This window comes from Streptomyces sp. NPDC003327 (genome assembly GCF_053589515.1).
On the sequence record NZ_JBSFSA010000004.1, the window covers coordinates 1 to 20,936 of the forward strand.

The window sequence follows — 20,936 nt, forward strand, 5'->3', positions numbered from 1 at the left end:
AACAAAGAAGTAGTTATGTTTGTTTGTGTTTTGTGTGTTTGGTGTGGTGTTGGGATAGCGCGCGGGGGCGGGGCCGCCCCCCGCCCCCCCCCCCCCCACCACTCGTGTCAGCACTGTTCGACCACGCGCTCCGGCCACCAGGGCGCGGGCCCTGGACCTCCGGGCGGGGGCAGCGGTGTACGACAGCGGGGCGGGGGCACAAGGACGGCACCCTGACGAAAGGAGCCCGCCCATGCTCGGCATGGCAGCCGCCGTCCTGTTCTTCATATCCTTCTTGATCAACGCAGCTGACATCGCTACCAACGACGTGTTCTCCTCCACGAACGTCATGCTCCTCGGCCTGACCGCTCTCGCCCTGCACCTGGCGGGCGTCGGTGCCGCGCGCAGTACCCACAGCACCGGCAGACGTCGCCCCTGGTCCCGCTCCTGACCTCGCTTCGACAGCCCGGGCGCGGCCCACGCGGTGAGTGACGCCGCCCACCGCGTGGGCCCGCTGCAGGGAGGCGGCCGGACCGCGTAGCCGGAGCAGACGCAGCAGCCGGCTCCCCGTGGCACACCGATGCGGGGCTCACGAACGGAGAGCGGATGTCGGTCGACCTCTTGGGATTCCTCGGTGTGGTGATGCTGGCCTACCTCGTCCCCGGGCCCGACTTCCTCGTGGTGCTCCGGTCAGCCACCGAACACCCGTCGAAGGGGCGCGCCGCGGCGCTCGGTGCCCAGGCCGGGCTGTGCGTGCACATGCTCGCGGCCGCCACCGGGCTCTCGCTGATCGCCGCCCGGTCTCCCCTCATGTACGACGCCGTCACATTCCTCGGCGCGGCCTACCTCGTCCACCTGGGAGCCCGGGCCGTCCTGACCGCCCGTCACGCCGCCCGCGAGCGCACCCACAGGGGGCAGCCGACCCCCTACGCGGCGCCGCAGGACCCGGCGGAGCCCGGTGCCTCATCGGGCCGGTGGCGGTCCGGCTTCAGCCAGGGCTTCCTCACCAACGTGCTCAACCCCAAGGCGGCGCTGTTCTTCCTGAGCATCCTCCCGCAGTTCGTCCACGGCGGCGGATCCATGACCCGTCAGATCTTCTTCCTCGGCACCCTGGACGTCGTCATCGGCATCCCCTACTGGTTCGCCCTGGTCGCCCTCGCCACCCGTCTCCGCACACTCCTCGCCCGCCCCACGTTCCGCCACCGCTGGGACCTGACCACGGGCTGGCTCTTCATCGCCATTGGCATCGGCGTGGCCGCGACGGCCTGATCTCCGCCGCCAGTCTGGGGCGGCGTACCGATGATCCCAGCAGACGACCCGCGCCGAGGCTCGTCAGGTGCGAGTGGGGATCAGGCAAGTGCCGGCGGGTACGTCGGCAAGACGCGTCCCGGAGGCGTACGGGTCGACGGGCTGTCCGTCTTTGACCTTGGCCGCCTCTTTGGAGAAGAGGGGATGGATGAATCCGTCCCCGGCAGCAGGGCAGGCATCATTGGCGATCATATGCACGGAAGGCCCCGGCACGATCTTTCCCTTCCGTACTGTCGCGCTCAGCTGGCGCCGCACGACCACCCTGGCTACTTCCTCACGTCCGGGTCGGACCTCCCAGCCGCCTTCTGCTTTCAGAACGGCGTAGACGAAGGTGTAGTCGGCGTGCACCAGGAGTTCCCCGGCGGGCGTGGCCTCATAGGTCATGGAACCCTCGGCCCTGGTGTCCTCCATGACGGCGATCTCTTCAGGGTCGAAACGGGTGAACATCTCCAGGGGATCGCGCCCCGGGCCGGGTCGTGCAAGGGCAGCCTCCATCTCACGCCGGACAGGATCGCCGGGAGCGAGAAGGGCGAGAGCCCTTTCAGGATGTTCGCCGAGCAGTACCTCGTCGGAGACATTGGCCTCCCGGATGAACGCGCGCACCGTCTCCAGCGCTGCGGCCACTTGCTCAGCGCTGAGCTTGCCCACAGGCTCGGCCTGAGGAGGCAACATGCTGCTGGCCACATCGGTTCTGTCCCAGCGGGCCGCAGGGGAGCCTCGGAAGGGCAGACCGGTCGTGTACGGCCACGCATCGGGCCACATCGACTCCTCGAGGAGCCCGGCCGCGAACGGCTCGTTCGCCGGGCGCTCACCCGCCGTGACGCTGTACAGCCAGAACGCGAACCCCCCGGCCACCAGCGCCCCGGCTCCTGCCCACAACCGGAACGTGCGACGCCGTCTCACACGGTCCTGCCGCAACCGCTCCTCGCGCTGCGGATCGTTCCGCTCGTTCTTCAACCGGGCCGCGAACTCCGCAGCATCGATCGGCATGCAAACCCCTCCCCTGACCGCCCACTCGACGGTGCACAAGATCTTGTCATGAGCGCAGAAGCTTCTGCGCTTCCGGACCCGTGAGGTCCACTTGTGCGGGGCCGGGCGGAGACCGTGGCCTCGCCCCGTTTCACGGGCTCGGTGCCGCCGGTGCCGTCCGCCCGTCTCGTGGCGACCCGCGCCGGCCACCGGATAGAGAAGCCGAGCCAGGGCACACGTGACGGCATGCACGCACGACATGCGCTTCCCGCGAGTACCTTCCTCTCCCCCTCTTGGAGCAGAACGCCCCAGGACCGGTCCGGCGGCAAACACGCACGGCGAGCCACGTTCACCCGCCGGCTGCGCCGCAGGTTCCTGGTCTACCGGGCGATCCAGTTCGTGCCTGCTCACCTCCCCGGCCCGTCCGGCACGGGCGAGGAGCGGCTGATGCTGGTCCACGCCCGCCAGGTCGTCGGCCAGATCTCCTACCGGATCTGCTCCACCTGCGCCCGAGGTGTGATCACCACCGTCGTCATCGACGAGCGGTTCCACGGCTGTGGTCTGGGCACCCGCGCCCTCTCCCACCTGAGGTCACGGCATCCGGGAACGGTCTGGCACAGCACGACGCCCCAGCGCGCCACGCGCGACCTCCTGCGCCGCATGCGCATCCCCGTCCGTCCCTCCGGCGAGCCGTGCCCCCACACGGAACAGCCGCAACCCGTCGCGCCGCCCACTCCCGCTGTCTGACAGAGCTCCCCCGGCAACTTCGTCCCGGTCCCTCACCGAGGCCCCCGCCCCCGACTGGCCGCGCTGACCGGGCCGCCCCGCGACCGCCACCCTACGCTCGGGATCATGCGACGCCGCAGGCCGCACAGATCTCCCTCATGAACGGCATGGCCGGGGCCCGGCCATGCCGTTCACCAGCGCTCTTCCAGTGGGGATCCGGCCGGGCTGCACCGCTTGGCCCGCGGACGACGCAGCCGCGAGCCCCGCGCCGACACGGAAGGAAGAGAAGGCGATGTCCAAGGACAAGAAGGTGGCGAAGGGCGACGAGGTCGCCTGGAAGAGCCACGGCCAGACCGTCACCGGCAAGGTCAAGCGCAAGATCACCGAACGGACGGAGGCCGCGGGCCGCACCGTGGACGCGTCGAAGGACGAACCCCAGTACGAGGTGGAGAGCGACAAGTCCGGCCGCTCCGCGGTCCACAAGCCCGGTGCCCTGCGCAAGAAGGGCAAGAAGTCATGACCGGGAAGGCCGACAGCCGCGACGACAGCCGCGACGAACACGTCGAATCGTTCAAGCAGGCCGTCAACATGACCGCCGGCAAGCTGGAGAAGTGGCTGGAGACGGAGGAGTCGAAGAGCGTCGGACAGAGCAAGGGCGACGGCGAGAGCGTCGGTCACGCGTCCGGACGGCGCATCGTCGACCTCCTTCGCACCAAGAAGGGCGACCTCAGCGAGGACGACGTCGCTCACATGCGCAAGGTCACCGGGTACATCCACCGGCACCTGGAGCAGCGGCCCAAGGGCGACGTGACGGACACCCCGTGGCGCTACTCCCTGATGAACTGGGGACACGACCCCCTCTGACGCACCACCCGCCCCAACCCTCACTCCATGTGCGGATCCCCTACGAAGGGCTCACTCCGGTGGGTCGGGCATGCCGCCGTCCGGGGGACGTCCTGCCGCGTTCCCGTCGAGATTCGGGCTCGGGTGAAACCGATCGGCGAGGTCGGGCGGAATGCCTCCACACAGAGAGGGATCGAGACCTTCTCGACCGGATGATCGGAATCAACGTCATGAACACTCGTTCTGCCGGTGCCGTTCTCACCGCCGGCATCGCCGTCGCCCTGACCGCCACCGCCGCCGTTCCCGCGTTCGCCCAGCCGCAGGCTGCCGGCGAGCAGGCCACGGTGTCGGTGTTCCACGGCGTTCCCGGCCTGACCGTGGACGTCTACGCGGGCGACAAGGAGCTGCTCCCCGACTTCGCCCCGGGCACGCTCACCGACCCGCTGAAGCTGGACCCGGGCTCCTACGACATCAAGATCTTCAAGGACGGCGAGGGCCCGAAGGGCACCCCGGCCATTCAGAAGACGGTCGAGGTCCCCGCCGGGGCCAACGCCACGCTGGTCGCCCATCTGACCGCCGACGGCAAGCCCGCGCTCGACGCCTTCGTCAACGACACGTCCAAGGTCCCCGCCGGCAAGGCCCGGGTGACCGTCCGCCACGTCGCCGCCGCCCCCGCGGTGGACGTCCGCGCCGACGGCGCCGCGGTCTTCAAGAACCTGGAGAACCCGAAGGAGGCCAAGGGCGAGGTGGCGGCCGGATCGGTCTCCGCCGACGTCGTCCTCGCCGGCACGGACACGGTGGCGATCGGCCCTGCGACCCTTGACCTGGCCGAGGGCAGCAACACCGTCGTCTACGCCTGGGGCAGCGCCACCGACAAGAACCTCGCGCTCAAGACCCAGAGCATCACCGGCATGCACTCCGCGCCCAGCGGTGTACCCGCAGGAGAGACCGGAGAGGCCGCGGTCGCGCACAACGAAGGCATGCTGGGCGCCCTCTCCCTCGGCGCCCTCGTCGCGCTGGGCGCCTCCGGCTACCTCCTGCGCCGCCGCGACGACGCCGCTTGAGCCGATAGCACCTTCCCCGACGTCCGTCGGCCGTCCGGTGCGGTCAGCCCGCGTGGCTGTCCGCACCGGACGGCCGCCTCACCGGAAAGGCCGGACATGGGCACGGCCCGCGCGCAACGCCGCACCCTCCTCGGTGTCGTCATGGCTCTGCTCGGCCTCGTCCTCGCCTCGGCGACGCTACTCCTGGCCACCGCCCGGGCCGACCGTCCCGCCGGTTCCGACGACTTCGGGGCCGCACCGACCGCCACCGCTCCGCCGAGGACGGAGCGGCCCGCGAGCCCCGCTGCCTCGCGCTCCGCCACGGCCCCCGCGCCCCCGTCCGCCCCCGCGCCCGCCCCGGCCGCGTCCGCCGTCCCGGTGCCGCGCGAGCTTGTGATCCCCCGGCTGGGCCTGCGGGCCCCGATCGACCCGGTGGGCGTCGCCGACGACGGGCAGATGGAGGTCCCCAAGGATCCGGACCGGGTCGGCTGGTACCGCTACTCGCCCGCTCCCGGAGCCGATCAGGGATCTTCGGTCGTCGTGGGGCACGTCGACGCGAAGGGCCTCGGCCTCGGCGTGCTGTACGGCCTGACCGAGGTACGGCAGGGCGACCGGGTGCGGGTGGTGCGCGACGACGGCACCACGCTCACCTACGAGATCACCGCCCGCCGCACCCTCGGCAAGACTGCCCTGGTGCGCAGCGCGGTCTTCGACCGGGAGGGGCCCGCGGTACTGAACCTCGTCACGTGCGCCGGCCCGTACCTGCCCGACAAGGGCGGCTACCAGAACAACCTCGTCGTCACGGCCGTGGAGGTGCCCCGGTGACCGCTGCGGCTCGGTGCGCCGTGACCGACGCACACACCGTGACCGACGCACACACCGCTCCGTAACATGTGATTCTAAGAAGCTGTTGCATGTCGATTCTGTAATGCACGATACTTCCTGGCGGGTGGCGTGCGAGTCGCCCGTACCGACAGCGAGGGACGGACATGCGACGCGAAGAGCGCGATCTCATTGGTGTGCGAGAAGTACCGGATGACGTGTACTGGGGCATTCACACGCTGCGCGCGCTGGAGAACTTCCCCCTCACGGGCATTCCGCTCTCGTCGCACCCCGAACTCGTCGTCGCGCTGGCCACGGTGAAGGAGGCGGCCGCGCTGGCCCATCTGGAGCTGGGGACCCTTCCCGAGGAGCGGGCCCGGGCCGTCGTGGCGGCGTGCCGCGAGATCCGCGCGGGCCGCCTCCACGACCAGTTCGTCGTGGACGTCTTCCAGGGCGGCGCGGGCACCTCGGCGAACATGAACGCCAACGAGGTCGTCGCCAACCGGGCACTCGAGATCCTGGGGCACCCCCGCGGCTGCTACGAGCACCTGCACCCCAACGACGACGTGAACCGCTCCCAGAGCACCAACGACGTGTATCCCACGGCGGCCAAGCTGGCGGTGTACGCCTCCGCGGGGCGGCTGCTCGACGCGATGACCGTGCTGCGCGACGCCTTCGGCGACCGGGGCGGGCACTTCGCGAAGACGGTGAAGCTCGGGCGCACCCAGCTCCAGGACGCCGTGCCGATGACGCTGGGCCGGGAGTTCGACGCCTTCGCCCTCACCGTACGGGACGACGCCGACCTCATCGGCCTGGCCGTCGGCTCCCTCCTGGAGGTGAACCTGGGGGGCACCGCGATCGGCACCGGGCTCAACGCGGACGAGGGATTCGCCCGGCTGGCCGTCACCCACCTCGAAACCGTCGCGTCCGTGCCGGTCAGGCCCGCCCGCGACCTGGTGGAGAGCACGCAGGGCATCGGCGGATTCGTCCGGCTCTCCGGCGCCCTCCGTCAGTTCGCCGTACGGCTGTCCAAGATCTGCAACGACCTCAGGCTGCTCGCCTCGGGCCCCGGGGCGGGTCTCGGCGAGATCCGGCTGCCGGAGCTCCAGGCCGGGTCGAGCATCATGCCGGGCAAGGTGAATCCGGTGATGCCCGAGGCCGTGAACCAGGTCTGCTTCGACGTCATCGGCGCCGACGCCGCGGTCTGCGCGGCGGCCCAGGCGGGGCAGCTCCAGCTGAACGCCTTCGAGCCCCTGATGGTCCACCACCTGCTCAACTCCGCGAACCGGCTCGCCGCCGCCTGCCGGCTCCTGGCCGAGCGCTGCGTCGTCGGCATCGAGGCCGACGAGGAGCGCCTGCGCGCCCTGGTGGAGCGGAGCGCCGGCCTCGCCACCGCGCTGAACCCGGTCATCGGCTACCAGCGGGCCACGGCCCTGGCCCGCGAGTGCCGCGCGTCAGGGGTTTCCGTCCGCGAGCTGGCGGCCCGCGACGGGCTGCTCGCCGACGGCGAACTCGACGAGCTGCTCGACCCGTGGCGCCTCGCCCGCCCGTGTTAGTCCCGGCGAGGCGGAGTCCCGACACGGCGGAGTCCCGACACGGCGGAGTCCCGGCCGGGCTGGGCCCGGCCGGGGCGTCACATGCGGTACGTCATGTGCGGTACGGGACGCACGCGGGGCCCGGTCGCGCGTGCGCGGGCCCCGCGGGGGTGGAGGGCGTCAGCTTCTGGTGAGGGTGCAGGCGTAGGTGGCCGTGCCGGAGCCGCTGTAGGCCTCCACGTCCACGTAGTAGGTGCCCGTTCCGGTCGCGGTCCTGGTGAACGACAGGGACTCGTCGGTGCCCGCACCGTCGTTCACGGAGCGGGTCAGGGTGCTGCCGTTCGCGTCGAGCCAGTACACGTCGGCGTCGTAGGCGGTGGGCACGGCGCAGTTCACCGAGACGGTCTGCCCGGCCGCCACGGAGACCTTGAAGTAGTCGCGGTCGCTCGTGGACTTCATGCTGCCCGTGAGGGTGCCGGGCGAGGCGAGCGCGGTGGCGTCGTCGGCCGTGTCGCGCGTGTCGTTGGGCTCGCTCTCCGCGACCGTCGAACCGCCGCCGCCCTGGGTGCCGCAGTCGGTCAGGGGCGTCCCGTTGTAGAGGTTGGCGTCGGTCACGCCGTTCGTGACGCTGCGCAGGTAGTAGCCGCAGGTCGGGCGGTTCTTGAAGTCGAAGGTGGAGCCCGGCGTCAGGCGCCAGATCTTGAAGCCGCTGTAGGTGAGCGGCTTCCTGTCGACGGCCTGCTCCGGCTGGTGGTCGGCGAGGACGACGTAGGCGTCCTTGCCGTACTGCGTCGCCATGCCGTTGCGGTCGAGGAACAGTGACCCGCCGCCCTCCTCCACGCCGACGCCCCAGGCGGAGCCGCCCGGCGCGAGGCCGTCCTTCACGGCGCGCGCCAGGAAGGACATGGTGCGGCCCATGCGGTCGCGGGTCACGAAGTGGGAGTCGTTGATGACGGCTCCGTAGTTCGCCCACTCGAACATGCCGGTGGTGAAGCTGACGTACCGGTCGTACGGGTTGGCGAGGGCCTCCGTGCTGGTGACGCTGCCGTTGCAGGCGTCGTAGACGATCGGGCTGTTGATGTGGTGGCCCGCGCTGCCACCGCCGGAACCGCCGCCCTTGGCGACGACCGACTCGACCGAGGCCTCCAGGGCGGTGCCCTTCCACGCGGCGTAGCGGCACTGGTCGCCGCCGGCGAAGTAGACGAACTCCGCGTTGCGGACGTCGGTGTTCAGCTGGGTGTTGTTGCCGTCGGACGCCGTCGTCAGCGTCCACGTCGTACAGGAGTTGACGCCGGTCAGCCCCGTGATCGTGTCGCACTCCGGAGTCTTGCTGCCCGACGTCGGCGCCGACCCGGCCACGACGACCACGTCGAGGCTCCCGGTGCCGCCGCGGATCTCGTCGACGGCCCGGGTCATCGAGGCCGTCACGATGCCGCCGGCTCCGTTCATCGTGAACGCCGGACCGTTCCACGTGCTGCGGCTGACGTCGGACGCGCTGCCGAGCCGTATGCGGTCGGCCGCCGCCTGCGCCGGCTGATGCGCCATCAGCACGGAGGCCATCGCGGTGAGGACGACGGCGGCCGCCGCGGGGGTCCTGAAGGGACGGTGTGTCATGTGCACTCCTGGAAAGGGGCTGACTCGATGCCGCGGCCGTCGGACGAGGGCCGCGGGATTGGTAGCGGAACATACAAGTAATGGTCTTGATGGGGAAGATGTAAGTCCGGAACGGCGCTCCACCCGTCGTGATTGAGCCATGGATGCGCGCTAAAAACGCCCAAATCGCCACAGTAATGAGGCTGAAACTCTCGTTACATGAACGTAATGGGACTTACATCTAGCCATCGCATGCGTTCCTCTGTAACTTCGCAGCAGTGCCGGGCGGTCAGACTCCGTCGGCAGATAACCACCGAGAGGTTCCAGGCGATGAACGCTCTTATCGCACGCCCCGCGGCCGCCGCCGCCGTCGCGGCGACCATGCTCCTGTCCCTGTCCGCCTGTGGCGGCGACGAGCCCGCCGCCCCGTCGGGCAAGGTCGTCATCGGCGGCGTGGAGATCGTGAAGGACCAGAAGCTGCACGACCTGCTTCCCGAGAAGATCAAGAAGACCGGCGAGGTGCGCGTCGCCACGGACGTGCCGTACCCGCCCTTCGAGATGTACGTGAAGGAGGGCGAGACCGAGCTGACCGGTCTGGACTACGACCTCGGCCAGGCCCTCGGCGCCAAGCTCGGCGTGACCTTCGCCTTCTCCCCGCAGAAGTTCGACGGCATCGTCCCCGCCATCCAGGCCGGCAAGTTCGACGTGGCGATGTCCGCGATCACGGACAACAAGGAGCGCCAGAAGGTCGTCGACTTCGTCGACTACTCCCAGTCCGGCTCCGGCATCCTCGTCGGCGACGGCAACCCGGCGAAGGTGACCACCCTCGACGACCTGTGCGGACGGAAGGTCGCCGTCCAGGCCGCGACCAACCAGCTCGACCTGCTCAAGTCCCACCAGGCCGCCTGCTCCGGCGCGGGCAAGGGCACGATCGACATCCAGACCTTCCCCAAGGACTCCGACGCCCAGCTCGCGCTGCGCTCCGGCAAGGTGATCGCCCAGGTGCTGACCAAGCCGGCCGCCGGCTGGGTCGCCAAGACCGCCGACAGCGGCAAGGCCTTCGACCTCGTCGAGGACCCCGCGGCCCCGGGCGGCTACAACGCCTCGCCCAACGGCATCGCGGTCAGCAAGCAGCTGCCCGAGCTGACGGACGCCATCCAGAAGGCGCTGCAGTCCCTCATCGACGACGGCACCCTGATCAAGATCTACAACAAGTACGGCGTCCCGTCCATCGCGGTGAAGGAAGCCACCAAGAACGCGGCGGTGGACTAAAGATGGCCGGCACGACCAAGGTCCCGCAGAGCACCACCGCCACGGACCGGCACCAGCCCCCCACCGGGGAACTCGAGATCGTCCCCGTCCGCAACTACGCGCGCTGGATCGCGGCCGTCGCCTCGGTCCTCGCCCTCGTCGGACTGGTCGGCTCCCTCGCCAAGAACGACAACCTGCACTGGGACGTCGTCGGTGACTACCTCTTCGCCGACCTCATCTTCGACGGTCTCGCGACGACGCTCTGGCTCACCGCGGCCGCCATGCTGCTCGGTCTGGCCCTCGGCACGCTGATCGCCGTCATGCGGCTCTCGTCCAGCCCCGTGCTGTACGGACTCGCCAACGCGTTCGTCTGGGTCTTCCGCGGCACCCCGCTGCTCGTCCAGATCATCTTCTGGGGGTACGCCGCCGCCCTGTACAAGTACGTGAAGATCGGCGTCCCCTTCACCGACATCACGTTCTTCCAGGCCGAGACCAACGCCCTGCTGACACCGGCGATCGCCGCCCTCCTGGCCCTCGGCCTGAACGAGGCGGCCTACGCCTCGGAGATCGTCCGCGCCGGCATCCAGTCCGTCGACCCCGGCCAGGCGGAGGCCGCCCACTCGCTGGGCATGCGGCCCGCGCTCACGATGCGCCGGATCGTCCTGCCGCAGGCCATGCGGGTGATCATCCCGCCGATGGGCAACGAGACCATCAACATGCTCAAGATGACCGCGCTCGTCTCGGTCATCTCCGCCCACGACCTGATGTCGAACATCCAGGACGTGTACGCCCAGAACTACCAGGTCATCCCCATGCTGGTCGTGGCCAGCATCTGGTACCTGGCCCTCGTCACCCTCCTCAGCGTGCCCCAGGCATGGCTGGAGCGGCGTTACGGCCGCGGCACCACCCGCGCGGGGCACGTCTCGCCCTTCCGGCGCCTCCTCGGCGGAACGGTGGACCGGCTCGGCAAGAACAGCAAGGAGCAGAACCGATGAGCACCCCCATGGTGCGCGCCGAAGGCGTACGCAAGCACTTCGGGAGGCTGGAGGTCCTCAAGGGCATCGACCTCACCGTGGAGCGCGGTCAGGTCTGCTGCCTCCTCGGCCCCTCCGGCTCCGGGAAGTCCACCTTCCTGCGCTGCATCAACCACCTGGAGAAGGTCGACGGCGGCCGGCTCACCGTCGACGGGGAGCTGGTCGGCTACCGCCAGCAGGGCACCAAACTCCACGAGCTGCGCGAACGCGAGGTCGCCGACCGCCGCCGCGACATCGGCATGGTCTTCCAGCGCTTCAACCTCTTCCCGCACATGACGGCCGTCGAGAACGTGATGGAGGCCCCCGTCAAGGTCGCGGGCGTCTCCCGCGCCGACGCCCGGGAGCACGCCCACGTCCTCCTCGACCGGGTCGGCCTCGGCGACCGCGGGCACCACTACCCCGCCGAACTGTCCGGCGGACAGCAGCAGCGCGTGGCGATCGCCCGGGCGCTCGCCATGAAGCCCAAGCTGATGCTCTTCGACGAGCCGACCTCCGCCCTGGACCCCGAACTCGTCGGAGACGTCCTGGACGTCATGCGGCAGCTCGCCGCGGACGGCATGACGATGGTGGTCGTCACCCACGAGATCGGCTTCGCCCGCGAGGTCGGCGACACCGCCGTCTTCATGGACGAGGGCGTCGTGGTGGAGGCGGGCGACCCCCGCCAGGTGCTCGTCGACCCGGAGCAGGAGCGCACCCGCGCCTTCCTGTCCAAGGTCCTGTGAGCGCCCCCACCCGCCGCCAGGAGAGGCTCGACGACCTCCTGGACCTGGCCCGCGCCCGCCGCGCCGACTACCTGCGCGACCTGGAGGAGCTCGTCTCCGTCGACTCCGGCTCCTACAGCCCCGGCGGCGTCAACGAGGTCGCCGACTGGATCGAGCGCAGGCTCGAACGGATCGGGTTCACCGTGGAACGCGTCCGCTTCCCGTCGACGCCCGACGGGCACCGGACCGGCGACGCCCTCGTCGGCCGCCGACGCGGTCGGCTGCCCGAGTCGGAGGGCGGCCGCAGGATCCTCCTCGCCGGCCACATGGACACCGTCTTCGAGAACGGCACCGCGGCCGCCCGACCCTTCCGGATCGACGGCTCCACGGCGTACGGCCCCGGCGTCAGCGACGACAAGGGCGGCCTGCTCGCCGGACTCACGGCCCTGGAGATCCTCGGCGACCTCGGCGTCGACGCGTACGACGAGCTGGTCCTGCTCGCCACTCCCGACGAGGAGATCGGCTCGCCCGCCAGCCGGCCCCTGATCGAGGCGACTGCCGCCGGCGTGCACTTCGGACTCGGCCTCGAATGCGCCCGGGAGAACGGCGACCTCGTCATCGCCCGCAAGGGCGTCGCCGACTTCCGCCTCACCGTCACCGGCCGGGCCGCACACGCCGGCATCGAGCCCGAGCGCGGCGCCAACGCCGCCCTCGCCGCCGCCCACCTCACCGTCGCCCTCCAGGCCCTCAACGGCCACTGGGACGACGTGACGGTCAACGTCGGCGTCGTCCGGGCCGGCACCCGCGCCAACATCGTCTGCCCCCAGGCGGAACTGCGCATCGAGGTGCGAGCCGCCACGACGGCCGACATCCAGCGCGTCACCCGGGCCATCCGTGACGCCGCCGACCAGCCCGGCGTCCCCGGCGTCACGGTCGAGGTCGAGCAACTCGACCTGTGCCCGCCGATGGAGGACACCCCCGCCTCCCGGCGGATGTTCGACCAGGCGCGCGCCGCCGTCCGGGCGGCCGGCATCGAGCTGGGCGGCGCCGCCACCGGCGGCGTGGGGGACGCCAACCTCATCGCCGGGGCGGGCATCCCCGTCCTCGACGGCCTGGGCCCGGTCGGCGGCGCCGACCACACGCCCCAGGAGTGGCTGGACGTCACCAGCGTCCCGCAGCGCATCGCCCTCCTCGCCGACCTGATCGCCTCGCTGGGCACGGCCGGCACCACCTGAACGACGCCGGCGCCGGCTCGGCGCCGACCCCGACGCGCGGCGGAGCGAAGCCCCGCTTTTTCTCCGCCGCGGGTACGGCGCCGACGCCGCCGGAGGCACCCGCCACGGACCCCGGCCACGCGCCCCCGCCCCTCGCACCGCCACCCAACCGACCCCCAACGGAGGCACCATGCGCGTCCCTTCCGCACCCGCACGCCGCACCGTCCTCGCCGGCGCCCTCGCCGTCTCCCTCCTCTCGGTCTCCTCCTCCGCCCTCGCCGACGCGCCGAAGGACCGGCCCCGGGCGGGGTCCCTCGTCCTGATCGGCGGAGCCCTCAAGGAGAGCAACACCCAGGTCTACGGCGAGATCATCAAGCGGGCCGGCGGCGCCGGCGCCCGCATCGGGATCATCACGGCCGCCTCCGTACCCGAGAGCCAGGACCCCCACGCCGGCGACCCCGAGCGGTGCAGCAACTCCGCCTGCAACGGCGCCTACTACGCCGGGGTCTTCAAGCGCCACGGCGCCGCGGACGCCCAGTGGATCCCCCTGGACATCGACCACGTCGCCAACGCCGACTCGGACGCCGTCGTCGCACAGGTCAACTCCATGACCGGCTTCTTCTTCGGCGGCGGCGACCAGTACCGCTACGTCACCACCCTGCTGCGCGGCGACGCGCACCGGGACTCCAAGGTCCTGGCCGCCATCCGCGCCAAGCTCGCCCGGGGCGCCGTCGTCGCCGGGTCCTCCGCGGGCGCCCAGATCGCCTCCGGCCCCCACATGGTCACCGGCGGAGAGTCGTACGAGGGGCTCAGGGACGGCAGCGCTCCCGGGTACTTCGACGACGCGACGCGCCTCGGCCACCTCCCCGAGGGCGGCTTCGGCTTCCTCCGCTCCGGGCTCGTCGACACCCACACCGGAGCCTACGGACGCGAGGGCCGTGCGCTGCGCCTCGCCTCCGACACCGGCCACGACCGCGTCTACGGCCTGGAGGAGAACACCGCCCTCGTCGTCGACCGGCCCGGCAGCTCCCGCGAGCACCTCAGCGTCCTCGGGCCGAACGGCGTCGCCGTCCTCGACCTGCGGGACGCCCGCGCCCACGACTCCGAGGACGGCTGGTCCCTGCGCCGGGCCCGTTACAGCTACCTCACGGACGGGGACCAGTACGACGCGCGCACCTGGACGCCGCGCGTCCACCCGTCCAAGCAGCCCCTGCACCCCGTCGGCACGGCGCCCGTGCCCGCCAACACCGACGTCTTCTCCTCCGCGGCCAACCCCGACGGCGTCCCGTACGGCTTCCGCACCACCGCGCGGGCGCTCGCCGCGACGCGCGCGCAGAACAGCGCGACCGCGACCACGTACGAGAGCGGGCCGCGGTTCACGGTGACGTTCACCAAGGCGCGCGGCTTCGCCGCCTTCACCGGCGACGGCACGGACGCCCGTACGCTCCTCTCCCTGCGCGTCGACATCGCGCCGCGCTGACCTGCCGAACGCCACGGAGCCGGCCCCGGGAGGGGGCCGGCTCCTTCCGCGTCGTGGACCGGTCCGCGCCGCGCGGTCCGCTCACAGCAGGCCCGTGCGCCGGGCGACCCTCTCCGCTTCCTTCATGCGCTCGTGGCCGCTGCCGCCGATCCGGTCGAGGACGGCGGCGACGAGGGCCTCGACGACCGCCAGGGCCGGCACCAGGCTGTCGTAGGGGGAGTCCGAGGAGACCTGGGTGATGAGCACGACGTCCGCGTGGGCGGCGGCCGGGGAGAGCCACGGGTCGGTGAACACGATGACCTTGCCGCCCCGCTCCCGCGCCAGCTCGGCGATCAGCGTCTTGTCGGCCTCGTAACGCCGGTAGTCGAACAGGACCGTGACGTCCCGTCGGCTGAGCTGCGTGAGGAAGGAGGTCCGCTCCACGTCCTTGTGCGGCAGGAAGCTCACCTGGTCGCGGAACTGCATCAGGTGCAGGCCCAGGTATTCGGCCATCAGGTGCGTGAAGCGTCCGCCCGCCACGTGCACGCGACGGCGCGGGTCCGAGAGGAGGCCGACGGCGTCCTCGAACTCGTGGGCGGACACCTCGTCGAAGGTCTGGGCGACGGCCTGCCGCACGAGCGAGGAGCGCTCGCCCAGCTGGGTGGCGGCGGCGTCCCGCGGAGCCTCCGTCCCCTCGTGCTTCGACGTCTCCACGGCCGTGTAGAGCGTGATCGGCGAGGCGTTGCGGGCGTCGAGTTCGGAGCGGAGGGCGGCCTGGAGGTCGGGAAAGCCCCGGTAGCCCAGCCGGGAGGCGCACCGCAGCACCGTGGGTGCCGACACGCCCGCCCGCTCCGCGATCGTGGCGACCGTCTCGAAGACCGCGGCCGGATACCCCGCCAGCAGCACCCGCGCGACCTTGCGCTCCGCGGGACTCAGCTCTCCGAGCCGACTGCGGATCTCGTCGGCCAGCGTGGGGCTCATGGCGTTCCCTTCTGCGGCGTGGGACCACCGGGGTGGACGGCAGCCGTCGAGGCCGCGTCCTCTGGCGTGCCACGTTTCAGATCAGCGAGTTTCAGGGACCGAATGTACCGCCTATTACGGAATCTGCCCAGCCCCTCGGAGACGACGCGACGGTGTCCCGCACGGAACCACCGTGCGGGACACCGTCGCCCCCCTACCGTCCACTGCTCTAGGCGAACGTCGCCCCCCACGTGGCCGGCCCGACGACGCCGTCCACCGTCAGGCCTCTGCTCGACTGGAAGCTCCGGCAGGCCGCGTCGGAGCCCGGGCCGTACTGACCGTCCACGGTGAGGTTGTAGCCGTGCGCGCTGTTCATGCGGTACTGCCACGTCGCCACGCTCGCGTGCACGGTGACCGGGGACTGCCGGAAGGTGACGCCCGGATAGGGCAGCGGGCCGCCCCCGGGGTTGACCTCGCCGCTGATGACCCGGGAGTACAGGTTCCCGGGGCAGCCGGTCGCGTGGTGGTCGCGGTGGCCGGTGATGGCCTGCGCGGCACCGCCGGACACCCGCAGCCGGTTGACGCCGTACCGGATGGCGTCGATCAGCCCGGCGGTCACGGCGTCGTAGTCGCTCCCGGTGCCGCCGGTCAGGGCGCAGATCGCGTACCAGTCGTCGTTGCCCTGGGTGGTGCCCTGCGCGGCGGTGCGGACGTTCTCGCCGCGCCCCTGGAAGAGGTAGCCGTGGACGCAGGCCAGGTGGCTGTAGGCGATGTCCGACCAGCCGTTGCGGTCCATGTGGTAGTTCTGGATGCCCCGCACCTGCGCGGCGCAGTCGGCGTGGTTGGCCTCGGCCACCTTGACGGCGTCGACGTGGTGGACGACCACGCCCCCCTGGGCCGGGGTGATGTTGTTGCTGACGCTCTTCGGGGCGCGGGCCCCCCACTGGGCCCGGGTGACGAACGTGGCCATCAGCTCCGGCCTCCGCGTCCCGTGGCGCAGCCGACGGCGGCGTTCAGCGGTTCCGCGTGTGCGGTGCGGGCGGCGCCGGCGTCGTAGAGCGCGCCGGTCTCGCGGGGGTTCGTCACGAACGGCTTTCCGCGGGTCGCCGCCGGAAGGGGCGCCGCCTGCGCGGCTCCGGAGGGCAGGGCGGACAGGGCGAGTGCACCGCCGACGGCCGTCAGCAGCGCGGTGCGGCGGGAGACTTCGGGGGTCAACGTTCCTCCATGTGCGGTCAGGGGCTCACGGTTCCGGGCGCGGGCTCCGCGGGCGCCGGTGGGCCGGGGGAGGGCCCACCGGGCCGGCGGGGTGGGGTCAGCAGCCGCCGCAGTTGTAGAAGGTGACGTCCCAGTGGTTGCCCTCGTCGGCGTAGACGTTGCCGGCGCCGGAGCGCCACTGCGGGGCTCCGTCTCCGCGGACGCCGATGTAGGTGAAGGTGTTCTTGATGTAGTTGCCGAGGCAGGTGTACTTGCTGAAGTCCAATTTGTAGCCGTTCCAGTGGGAGTAGGTGCCGCTGGCGTGGCCGGTCTCGGTGCCTCCGGTGATGTTGAGGGCGCAGCCGCTGGCGCTCTTGAGGGTCTGGGCGCCCTGGGCGGAGGCGAGGTTGAGCTGTTCGAAGGACGTGCAGGTGGAGTTGTAGCGGTCGGAGCAGTTGCCGGACGAGGACCAGGTGATGCCGGAGTTGCGGAACATCGAGGTGGCGGTGGCGTGGCTGATCTTGGTGACGGCGTGGGCCTCGCCGGCGGCGGTGAGGACGCCGACGCCCGGCGCGAAGAGGGCGCCGAGGACGAGTGCCAGAGCGGTCAGGGCGGACCGGAAGCGCATGCGGGAACTCCTTGTCGTGAGGGACGGGGGCGGTGCGGGCGCCGTGGCGGGAGCAGGGAGCACGGGCGGTCCTCTCCGTTCGTGTGACGGCCGGCCCCGGTGGCCCCGGCGGGAGCGGTGCGCGTGCGAGCGGGGCCTCCACGAAGCCCGGCCAGGAGACCCGGCCGGCAGGCGTACGGTAGGAGGAGACGGGCCCGGCCCGACATCGACGTGATGTCGATCCTTCCGTGGGCGGCCTGGACCGTTTAGCCCTTTGGGGGAAGGGCGTTCCCGTTCCCCTGCTGGTGGGCCGGGGGGCCGCCCACCGCCCGGGCCGTCAGCGCCAGCCACAGGTCGACCCGGTCCTCCGCCCGGTCCTGCTGCCGTCCCGTCAGCCGCGCCACCTTCTCGATGCGGTTCTGGACGGTGTGCCGGTGCAGGCCCAGCAGGGACGAGGTCTCGGCCCAGGAACCGTTCGTCTCCAGCCAGACCCGCAGGGTCTCGGTGAGTTCCCCGCCCGGGTCGGCCGCGTCGAGCGGGGCCAGGACGGTGTCGGCGAAGGCGGCGAGGGTCGCGGGACTGCCGAGGCCGATCAGGAGCCTGATCGAACCCGCCTCGGAGGCGCTCACGGGCCGCCCCAGCTCGGTGCTTGAGGACAGCAGGGCGATCGCCTGCCGGAGCGAGAGCGCCGCGTGCTGCGGGGCGACGGCCGGTCCTATTCCCGCGGGAAGGCCGGTGGCGAAGCGGCGGAGCACCGCCGCGGTGTCCACCTCCTCCGGCACCACCAGCTCGACCGTCTCCCCGGTCACGCGCGCGAGACCTCCGGGCACCGCGAGGGCGAGGTCGGCCGCGAGTTCCACCGGCTCGCCGGTCGCGTGCACGGCGACGGCGCGGACGGACGCCGAGGAGACGTCGGCCGTCCGCAGCAGGGCCCTGGCCTGGTCCGCGGTGACGTCGGGATGGAAGAGCCGGGCCAGGAGGGCGGCGCGGCGGCGGCGCTGCGGCTCGTCGGCCAGGTGGCGGCGCTCCAGTTCGACGGAGAGCAGGGAGACGAGGACGCTGATCAGCAGCCGTGCCTCCGGCGAGTCCGCGTCGAGCAGGACCAGGAAGCCGCGCAGCCGGGTCGTACCGAGCGGCTGGACGACGAGTCTTCCGCACGGCAGGTCCGCGCCGCCGCTTCCCCGCAGGCCGTGCAGGGCGACGGTCTCCAGCACGGGGGCGGCGTTCGCGAGCAGCTCCGGCCCGTCGGTCCCCGCCGCGCCGAGGAGGCGGCCCGCCGCGTCGCAGACCGCGACACCGGAGTGGACCGCCTGGTACCAGGAGGAGAGCAGGCCCGTCAGTCCGTCGCCGGAGGCGGCCGCGGAGGACAGCCGGCGCTGGGTGCGCAACGTCCGTTCCAGCAGGCGTCGTTCCTCGGACGCGCGGGCCACGAAGACGGCCTTGGTGATGGAGGCGAAGGAGACGGTCGGGGGAGCGGTGAGCAGGGGCAACCCGGCGTCCTCCGCATGTCTGCTCAGGTCGTCGGGAACGCTCCGCAACGGCAGTCCGGGACCCGTTCCCACGATGAGGGCGGCGGCCTTGCCGGCGCTGAGCTCGTGCACGTACGCGGCGTAACCGGGCTCGTCGGCCGTGAGCAACAGCCCGTTGGTCATGACGACTTCGGCGCCTTCGAGCCAGGCGGCGGGTCGGGTGTTCTCGGTCGCGTGCGCCGCCTCGACCACTCGGCCGAGCCCGGCACTGCCCGCCACGAGGCTGAGACGGAGCGCAGGGATGGCCAACAGATCACGAACGGTGAGAGGCATGGGACGCATGGTCCATCACGGGGCTGCGCCTGTCGACCGTTTGTCCACCACGTCGGGCCGTCCGTGCGGACCCCGGCGGCAGGGGGAGGAGTTCGGCGGCCGCTGCCCGCGGACAGCGGCCGCCACGGCGTACGCGGGTCAGGTCGCGGGCCGCGACAACCTGCCCTGGCGCTGGACGCGGTCGACGGCGGCCACCGCGTACCAGCAGTCTCCCGACGGGTCCTGCTCGACGTGCACGGCCTGCCTCCCGCCGGGGATCACGGCCACGAGCGAGGAGTTCCCGCCCTGCGGACGCCCGCCGGGGTCCCGGGTGAACCGGTGCACCGCGTAGCGGAACGGGACGTCCTTTCCGCCGCGGGTTCCGGCGGTGACGCGCAGGGTGACCGCGCCGGTCCCGGTGTCCCGGTGGACCTCGAGGGTGGGCCGTCGCGGAAGCGGGCCCTCGTCGAGCCGGGCGGGCAGGGGGCCGAGGACGGGCTGCTGCCAGTGGGCGAGCCGCATCGCGGCGAAGTCCCCCACGCGGTCCGCGCGGACGTCCTTGGCGCTGAAGAAGAGGTCGCCCCCCACCTCCGGGAGCGTGGCGTTGAGCGTCAGGTGGCGGGTCAGCTCCCTGCCGTCCTGCCACGGAGAGGGCTGCCCCGCCGCCCCCGACTTGTAGACCGCCTGCCCGATCCACAGCTCCGTGCCCGTGCCCCGGACCACATCGGCCCACCACGGGGCGAGGACGGCGTAGTCGGCCACGGGCAGTCCGATGTGCCAGTACACCTGGGGCGCGATGTAGTCGAGCCAGCCGCGCTCGACCCACCCCCGGGTGTCCGCGTGCAGTCCGTCGTACGACTGGAAGGCCGCGGTGCGTGAGCCGAGCGGGTCCGTCGTGGCGTTGCGCCAGACGCCGAAGGGGCTGATGCCGAAGAGCGCGTCCGGGCGGGCGGCCCGTACGGCGTCGCGCATCTCCCGCACCATCAGGTCGACGTTGTGGCGGCGCCAGGCCGCCTTGTCCGTGAAACCGGCGCCGTACGTGCGGAACGTCCCGTCGTCGGGGAAGTCGGAGCCCGCCACCGGATACGGGTAGAAGTAGTCGTCGAAGTGCACGCCGTCGATGTCGTACCGTCGCACGGCGTCGAGCATGGCCTCCTGGCAGAAGCGGCGGGCGGCAGGCACCCCGGGGTCGTAGTAGAGCTTGCCGCCGTAGGAGACCGTCCATTCCGGGTGGACCCGCGCCGGATGCCCGGGCACCAGCGCGGCCGGGTCCGCCTGCATGGAGACCCGGTAGGGGTTGAACCAGGCGTGGAACGCGAGCCCGCGCTCGTGCGCCGTCTCGACCATGAAGCCGAGCGGGTCGTAGCCGGGGTCCCGGCCCTGCGTGCCGGTGAGCCACTGGGACCACGGCTCGAGCGGAGAGGGCCAGAACGCGTCGGCGGTCGGGCGGACCTGCACGAACAGGGAGTTGAAGCCCCGAGCGAGGGCCTCGTCCGCGAGCCGGGTGAACTCCGCGCGCTGGGTGGCGGCGTCGAGACCGGTGCGGCTCGGCCAGTCGATGTTGACGACGGAGGCGATCCACACCCCGCGCATCTGCCGCCTGACCGGGGCGACGGGGGGTACCGCGGCCCCGGCCGGCGACGGCGTGAGCGCGGCGGCGCAGCCGGCCGCCGCGGCGGCGGCGAGGAGCGTGCGGCGGGGGAGCGGGGAGGAGAACGGGGAACCGGGGGTGCGCATCGGTGTCATGGCTGCCTTCGCGGGCGAGGTGACGAGGGGACGGGAGGCGCTGGGGCGGGGGCCCGAAGTCGGCCGCTTGCGTAACGTGCGTAACTCTGGATGGCTGGAGTGGCAGTATGTATCTTCTGTTTCGCGCCCGTGAGGGCCGCACCCCATGCTCGTCCCGCCGCACCCGAGGCG

20 protein-coding genes and 1 pseudogene are annotated in these 20,936 nt (G+C 71.8%); 13 read left to right on the forward strand and 8 right to left on the reverse strand.

Annotation, left to right across the window (positions count from 1 at the left end; genetic code table 11):
* Positions 1–232: 232 nt before the first annotated feature.
* Together ACWDVG_RS04730 and ACWDVG_RS04735 are read left to right on the forward strand one after the other, a co-directional pair.
* Positions 233–430: a hypothetical protein gene (locus ACWDVG_RS04730; protein ID WP_451696198.1), complete on the forward strand. Its 198-nt coding sequence runs from the start codon at positions 233–235 to the stop codon at positions 428–430.
* 155 nt (positions 431–585) lie between these two features.
* Complete coding sequence (locus tag ACWDVG_RS04735) at positions 586–1,248, forward strand: LysE family translocator (RefSeq protein WP_451696200.1); 663 nt, start codon at positions 586–588, stop codon at positions 1,246–1,248.
* A gap of 63 nt (positions 1,249–1,311) precedes the next feature.
* Here the strand turns inward: ACWDVG_RS04735 and ACWDVG_RS04740 are convergent, their stop codons facing one another.
* Positions 1,312–2,277: a hypothetical protein gene (locus ACWDVG_RS04740; protein WP_451696202.1), complete on the reverse strand. Its 966-nt coding sequence runs from the start codon at positions 2,275–2,277 to the stop codon at positions 1,312–1,314.
* Positions 2,278–2,655: 378 nt separating this feature from the next.
* Between ACWDVG_RS04740 and ACWDVG_RS04745 the strand changes: the two genes are divergently transcribed.
* The 6 genes from ACWDVG_RS04745 (at position 2,656) to ACWDVG_RS04770 (ending at position 7,246) form a co-directional block, all read left to right on the forward strand.
* A complete protein-coding gene (locus ACWDVG_RS04745) occupies positions 2,656–3,003 on the forward strand; it encodes a hypothetical protein (RefSeq protein ID WP_451696204.1) in 348 nt (115 codons plus the stop codon).
* A 271-nt stretch (positions 3,004–3,274) separates the two neighbouring features.
* Positions 3,275–3,502, forward strand: a complete 228-nt coding sequence (locus tag ACWDVG_RS04750) for a DUF2945 domain-containing protein (RefSeq protein WP_451696205.1) — start codon at positions 3,275–3,277, stop codon at positions 3,500–3,502.
* Positions 3,499–3,846 (forward strand): DUF3140 domain-containing protein, encoded by a 348-nt coding sequence (locus tag ACWDVG_RS04755; RefSeq protein WP_451696207.1) that lies wholly within the window; start codon positions 3,499–3,501, stop codon positions 3,844–3,846. Before ACWDVG_RS04750 ends, ACWDVG_RS04755 begins: the two co-directional genes overlap by 4 nt.
* A 209-nt stretch (positions 3,847–4,055) precedes the next feature.
* A complete protein-coding gene (locus tag ACWDVG_RS04760; protein ID WP_451696209.1) occupies positions 4,056–4,889 on the forward strand; it encodes a DUF4397 domain-containing protein in 834 nt (277 codons plus the stop codon).
* A 96-nt stretch (positions 4,890–4,985) separates the two neighbouring features.
* On the forward strand, positions 4,986–5,693 hold the full coding sequence (locus ACWDVG_RS04765; RefSeq protein ID WP_451696211.1) for a class F sortase: 708 nt from the start codon (positions 4,986–4,988) through the stop codon (positions 5,691–5,693).
* Positions 5,694–5,857: 164 nt separating this feature from the next.
* On the forward strand, positions 5,858–7,246 hold the full coding sequence (locus ACWDVG_RS04770; RefSeq protein WP_451696213.1) for an aspartate ammonia-lyase: 1,389 nt from the start codon (positions 5,858–5,860) through the stop codon (positions 7,244–7,246).
* A 159-nt stretch (positions 7,247–7,405) separates the two neighbouring features.
* On the opposite strand, the gene ACWDVG_RS04775 is transcribed toward ACWDVG_RS04770, so the two are convergent.
* A complete protein-coding gene (locus ACWDVG_RS04775; RefSeq protein WP_451696215.1) occupies positions 7,406–8,839 on the reverse strand; it encodes a pre-peptidase C-terminal domain-containing protein in 1,434 nt (477 codons plus the stop codon).
* Between the two features lie 309 nt (positions 8,840–9,148).
* Between ACWDVG_RS04775 and ACWDVG_RS04780 the strand changes: the two genes are divergently transcribed.
* The 5 genes from ACWDVG_RS04780 to ACWDVG_RS04800 all read left to right on the forward strand — a co-directional run bounded on the left by ACWDVG_RS04780 (position 9,149) and on the right by ACWDVG_RS04800 (position 14,498).
* Complete coding sequence (locus ACWDVG_RS04780; RefSeq protein ID WP_451696217.1) at positions 9,149–10,090, forward strand: ABC transporter substrate-binding protein; 942 nt, start codon at positions 9,149–9,151, stop codon at positions 10,088–10,090.
* 2 nt (positions 10,091–10,092) lie between these two features.
* Positions 10,093–11,064 (forward strand): amino acid ABC transporter permease, encoded by a 972-nt coding sequence (locus tag ACWDVG_RS04785; RefSeq protein ID WP_451696218.1) that lies wholly within the window; start codon positions 10,093–10,095, stop codon positions 11,062–11,064.
* A complete protein-coding gene (locus ACWDVG_RS04790) occupies positions 11,061–11,825 on the forward strand; it encodes an amino acid ABC transporter ATP-binding protein (RefSeq protein ID WP_451696220.1) in 765 nt (254 codons plus the stop codon). The genes ACWDVG_RS04785 and ACWDVG_RS04790 overlap by 4 nt, the downstream gene beginning before the upstream one ends.
* Positions 11,822–13,039, forward strand: a complete 1,218-nt coding sequence (locus ACWDVG_RS04795) for a M20 family metallopeptidase (protein ID WP_451696222.1) — start codon at positions 11,822–11,824, stop codon at positions 13,037–13,039. Before ACWDVG_RS04790 ends, ACWDVG_RS04795 begins: the two co-directional genes overlap by 4 nt.
* 169 nt (positions 13,040–13,208) lie before the next feature.
* Positions 13,209–14,498, forward strand: coding sequence for a cyanophycinase (locus ACWDVG_RS04800; protein ID WP_451696223.1), 1,290 nt, complete (start codon positions 13,209–13,211; stop codon positions 14,496–14,498).
* 81 nt (positions 14,499–14,579) lie between these two features.
* On the opposite strand, the gene ACWDVG_RS04805 is transcribed toward ACWDVG_RS04800, so the two are convergent.
* From ACWDVG_RS04805 to ACWDVG_RS04830, 6 genes and pseudogenes are all read right to left on the reverse strand, one after another.
* The gene (locus ACWDVG_RS04805; protein WP_451696224.1) at positions 14,580–15,458 is read right to left on the reverse strand and encodes a MurR/RpiR family transcriptional regulator; all 879 of its coding nucleotides are present in this window, start codon (positions 15,456–15,458) and stop codon (positions 14,580–14,582) included.
* Between the two features lie 208 nt (positions 15,459–15,666).
* On the reverse strand, positions 15,667–16,407 hold the full coding sequence (locus tag ACWDVG_RS04810) for a peptidoglycan recognition protein family protein (RefSeq protein ID WP_451696226.1): 741 nt from the start codon (positions 16,405–16,407) through the stop codon (positions 15,667–15,669).
* Positions 16,407–16,652, reverse strand: a complete 246-nt coding sequence (locus ACWDVG_RS04815) for a hypothetical protein (RefSeq protein ID WP_451696228.1) — start codon at positions 16,650–16,652, stop codon at positions 16,407–16,409. Before ACWDVG_RS04815 ends, ACWDVG_RS04810 begins: the two co-directional genes overlap by 1 nt.
* A gap of 97 nt (positions 16,653–16,749) precedes the next feature.
* Positions 16,750–17,259: a hypothetical protein gene (locus tag ACWDVG_RS04820; RefSeq protein WP_451696230.1), complete on the reverse strand. Its 510-nt coding sequence runs from the start codon at positions 17,257–17,259 to the stop codon at positions 16,750–16,752.
* A 245-nt stretch (positions 17,260–17,504) separates the two neighbouring features.
* Entirely contained in the window at positions 17,505–19,040 is a 1,536-nt protein-coding gene (locus ACWDVG_RS04825; protein ID WP_451696232.1) for a PucR family transcriptional regulator, read from the reverse strand.
* Positions 19,041–19,499: 459 nt separating this feature from the next.
* Positions 19,500–20,756 (reverse strand): annotated as a pseudogene (locus tag ACWDVG_RS04830) (glycoside hydrolase family 10 protein); the annotation flags it as partial.
* Positions 20,757–20,936 lie beyond the last annotated feature (180 nt).

Excerpts from the sequence above, each read along its gene's own strand:
- ACWDVG_RS04805 (WP_451696224.1), bottom strand. The coding sequence starts at position 15,458 with ATGAGCCCCACGCTGGCCGACGAGATCCGCAGTCGGCTCGGAGAGCTG.
- ACWDVG_RS04730 (WP_451696198.1), top strand. The coding sequence starts at position 233 with ATGCTCGGCATGGCAGCCGCCGTCCTGTTCTTCATATCCTTCTTGATC.
- ACWDVG_RS04800 (WP_451696223.1), top strand. The coding sequence starts at position 13,209 with ATGCGCGTCCCTTCCGCACCCGCACGCCGCACCGTCCTCGCCGGCGCC.
- ACWDVG_RS04740 (WP_451696202.1), bottom strand. The coding sequence starts at position 2,277 with ATGCCGATCGATGCTGCGGAGTTCGCGGCCCGGTTGAAGAACGAGCGG.
- ACWDVG_RS04820 (WP_451696230.1), bottom strand. The coding sequence starts at position 17,259 with ATGCGCTTCCGGTCCGCCCTGACCGCTCTGGCACTCGTCCTCGGCGCC.
- ACWDVG_RS04735 (WP_451696200.1), top strand. The coding sequence starts at position 586 with ATGTCGGTCGACCTCTTGGGATTCCTCGGTGTGGTGATGCTGGCCTAC.
- ACWDVG_RS04770 (WP_451696213.1), top strand. The coding sequence starts at position 5,858 with ATGCGACGCGAAGAGCGCGATCTCATTGGTGTGCGAGAAGTACCGGAT.
- ACWDVG_RS04810 (WP_451696226.1), bottom strand. The coding sequence starts at position 16,407 with ATGGCCACGTTCGTCACCCGGGCCCAGTGGGGGGCCCGCGCCCCGAAG.
- ACWDVG_RS04755 (WP_451696207.1), top strand. The coding sequence starts at position 3,499 with ATGACCGGGAAGGCCGACAGCCGCGACGACAGCCGCGACGAACACGTC.
- ACWDVG_RS04780 (WP_451696217.1), top strand. The coding sequence starts at position 9,149 with ATGAACGCTCTTATCGCACGCCCCGCGGCCGCCGCCGCCGTCGCGGCG.
- ACWDVG_RS04785 (WP_451696218.1), top strand. The coding sequence starts at position 10,093 with ATGGCCGGCACGACCAAGGTCCCGCAGAGCACCACCGCCACGGACCGG.
- ACWDVG_RS04750 (WP_451696205.1), top strand. The coding sequence starts at position 3,275 with ATGTCCAAGGACAAGAAGGTGGCGAAGGGCGACGAGGTCGCCTGGAAG.
- ACWDVG_RS04775 (WP_451696215.1), bottom strand. The coding sequence starts at position 8,839 with ATGACACACCGTCCCTTCAGGACCCCCGCGGCGGCCGCCGTCGTCCTC.
- ACWDVG_RS04765 (WP_451696211.1), top strand. The coding sequence starts at position 4,986 with ATGGGCACGGCCCGCGCGCAACGCCGCACCCTCCTCGGTGTCGTCATG.
- ACWDVG_RS04825 (WP_451696232.1), bottom strand. The coding sequence starts at position 19,040 with ATGCCTCTCACCGTTCGTGATCTGTTGGCCATCCCTGCGCTCCGTCTC.
- ACWDVG_RS04790 (WP_451696220.1), top strand. The coding sequence starts at position 11,061 with ATGAGCACCCCCATGGTGCGCGCCGAAGGCGTACGCAAGCACTTCGGG.
- ACWDVG_RS04760 (WP_451696209.1), top strand. The coding sequence starts at position 4,056 with ATGAACACTCGTTCTGCCGGTGCCGTTCTCACCGCCGGCATCGCCGTC.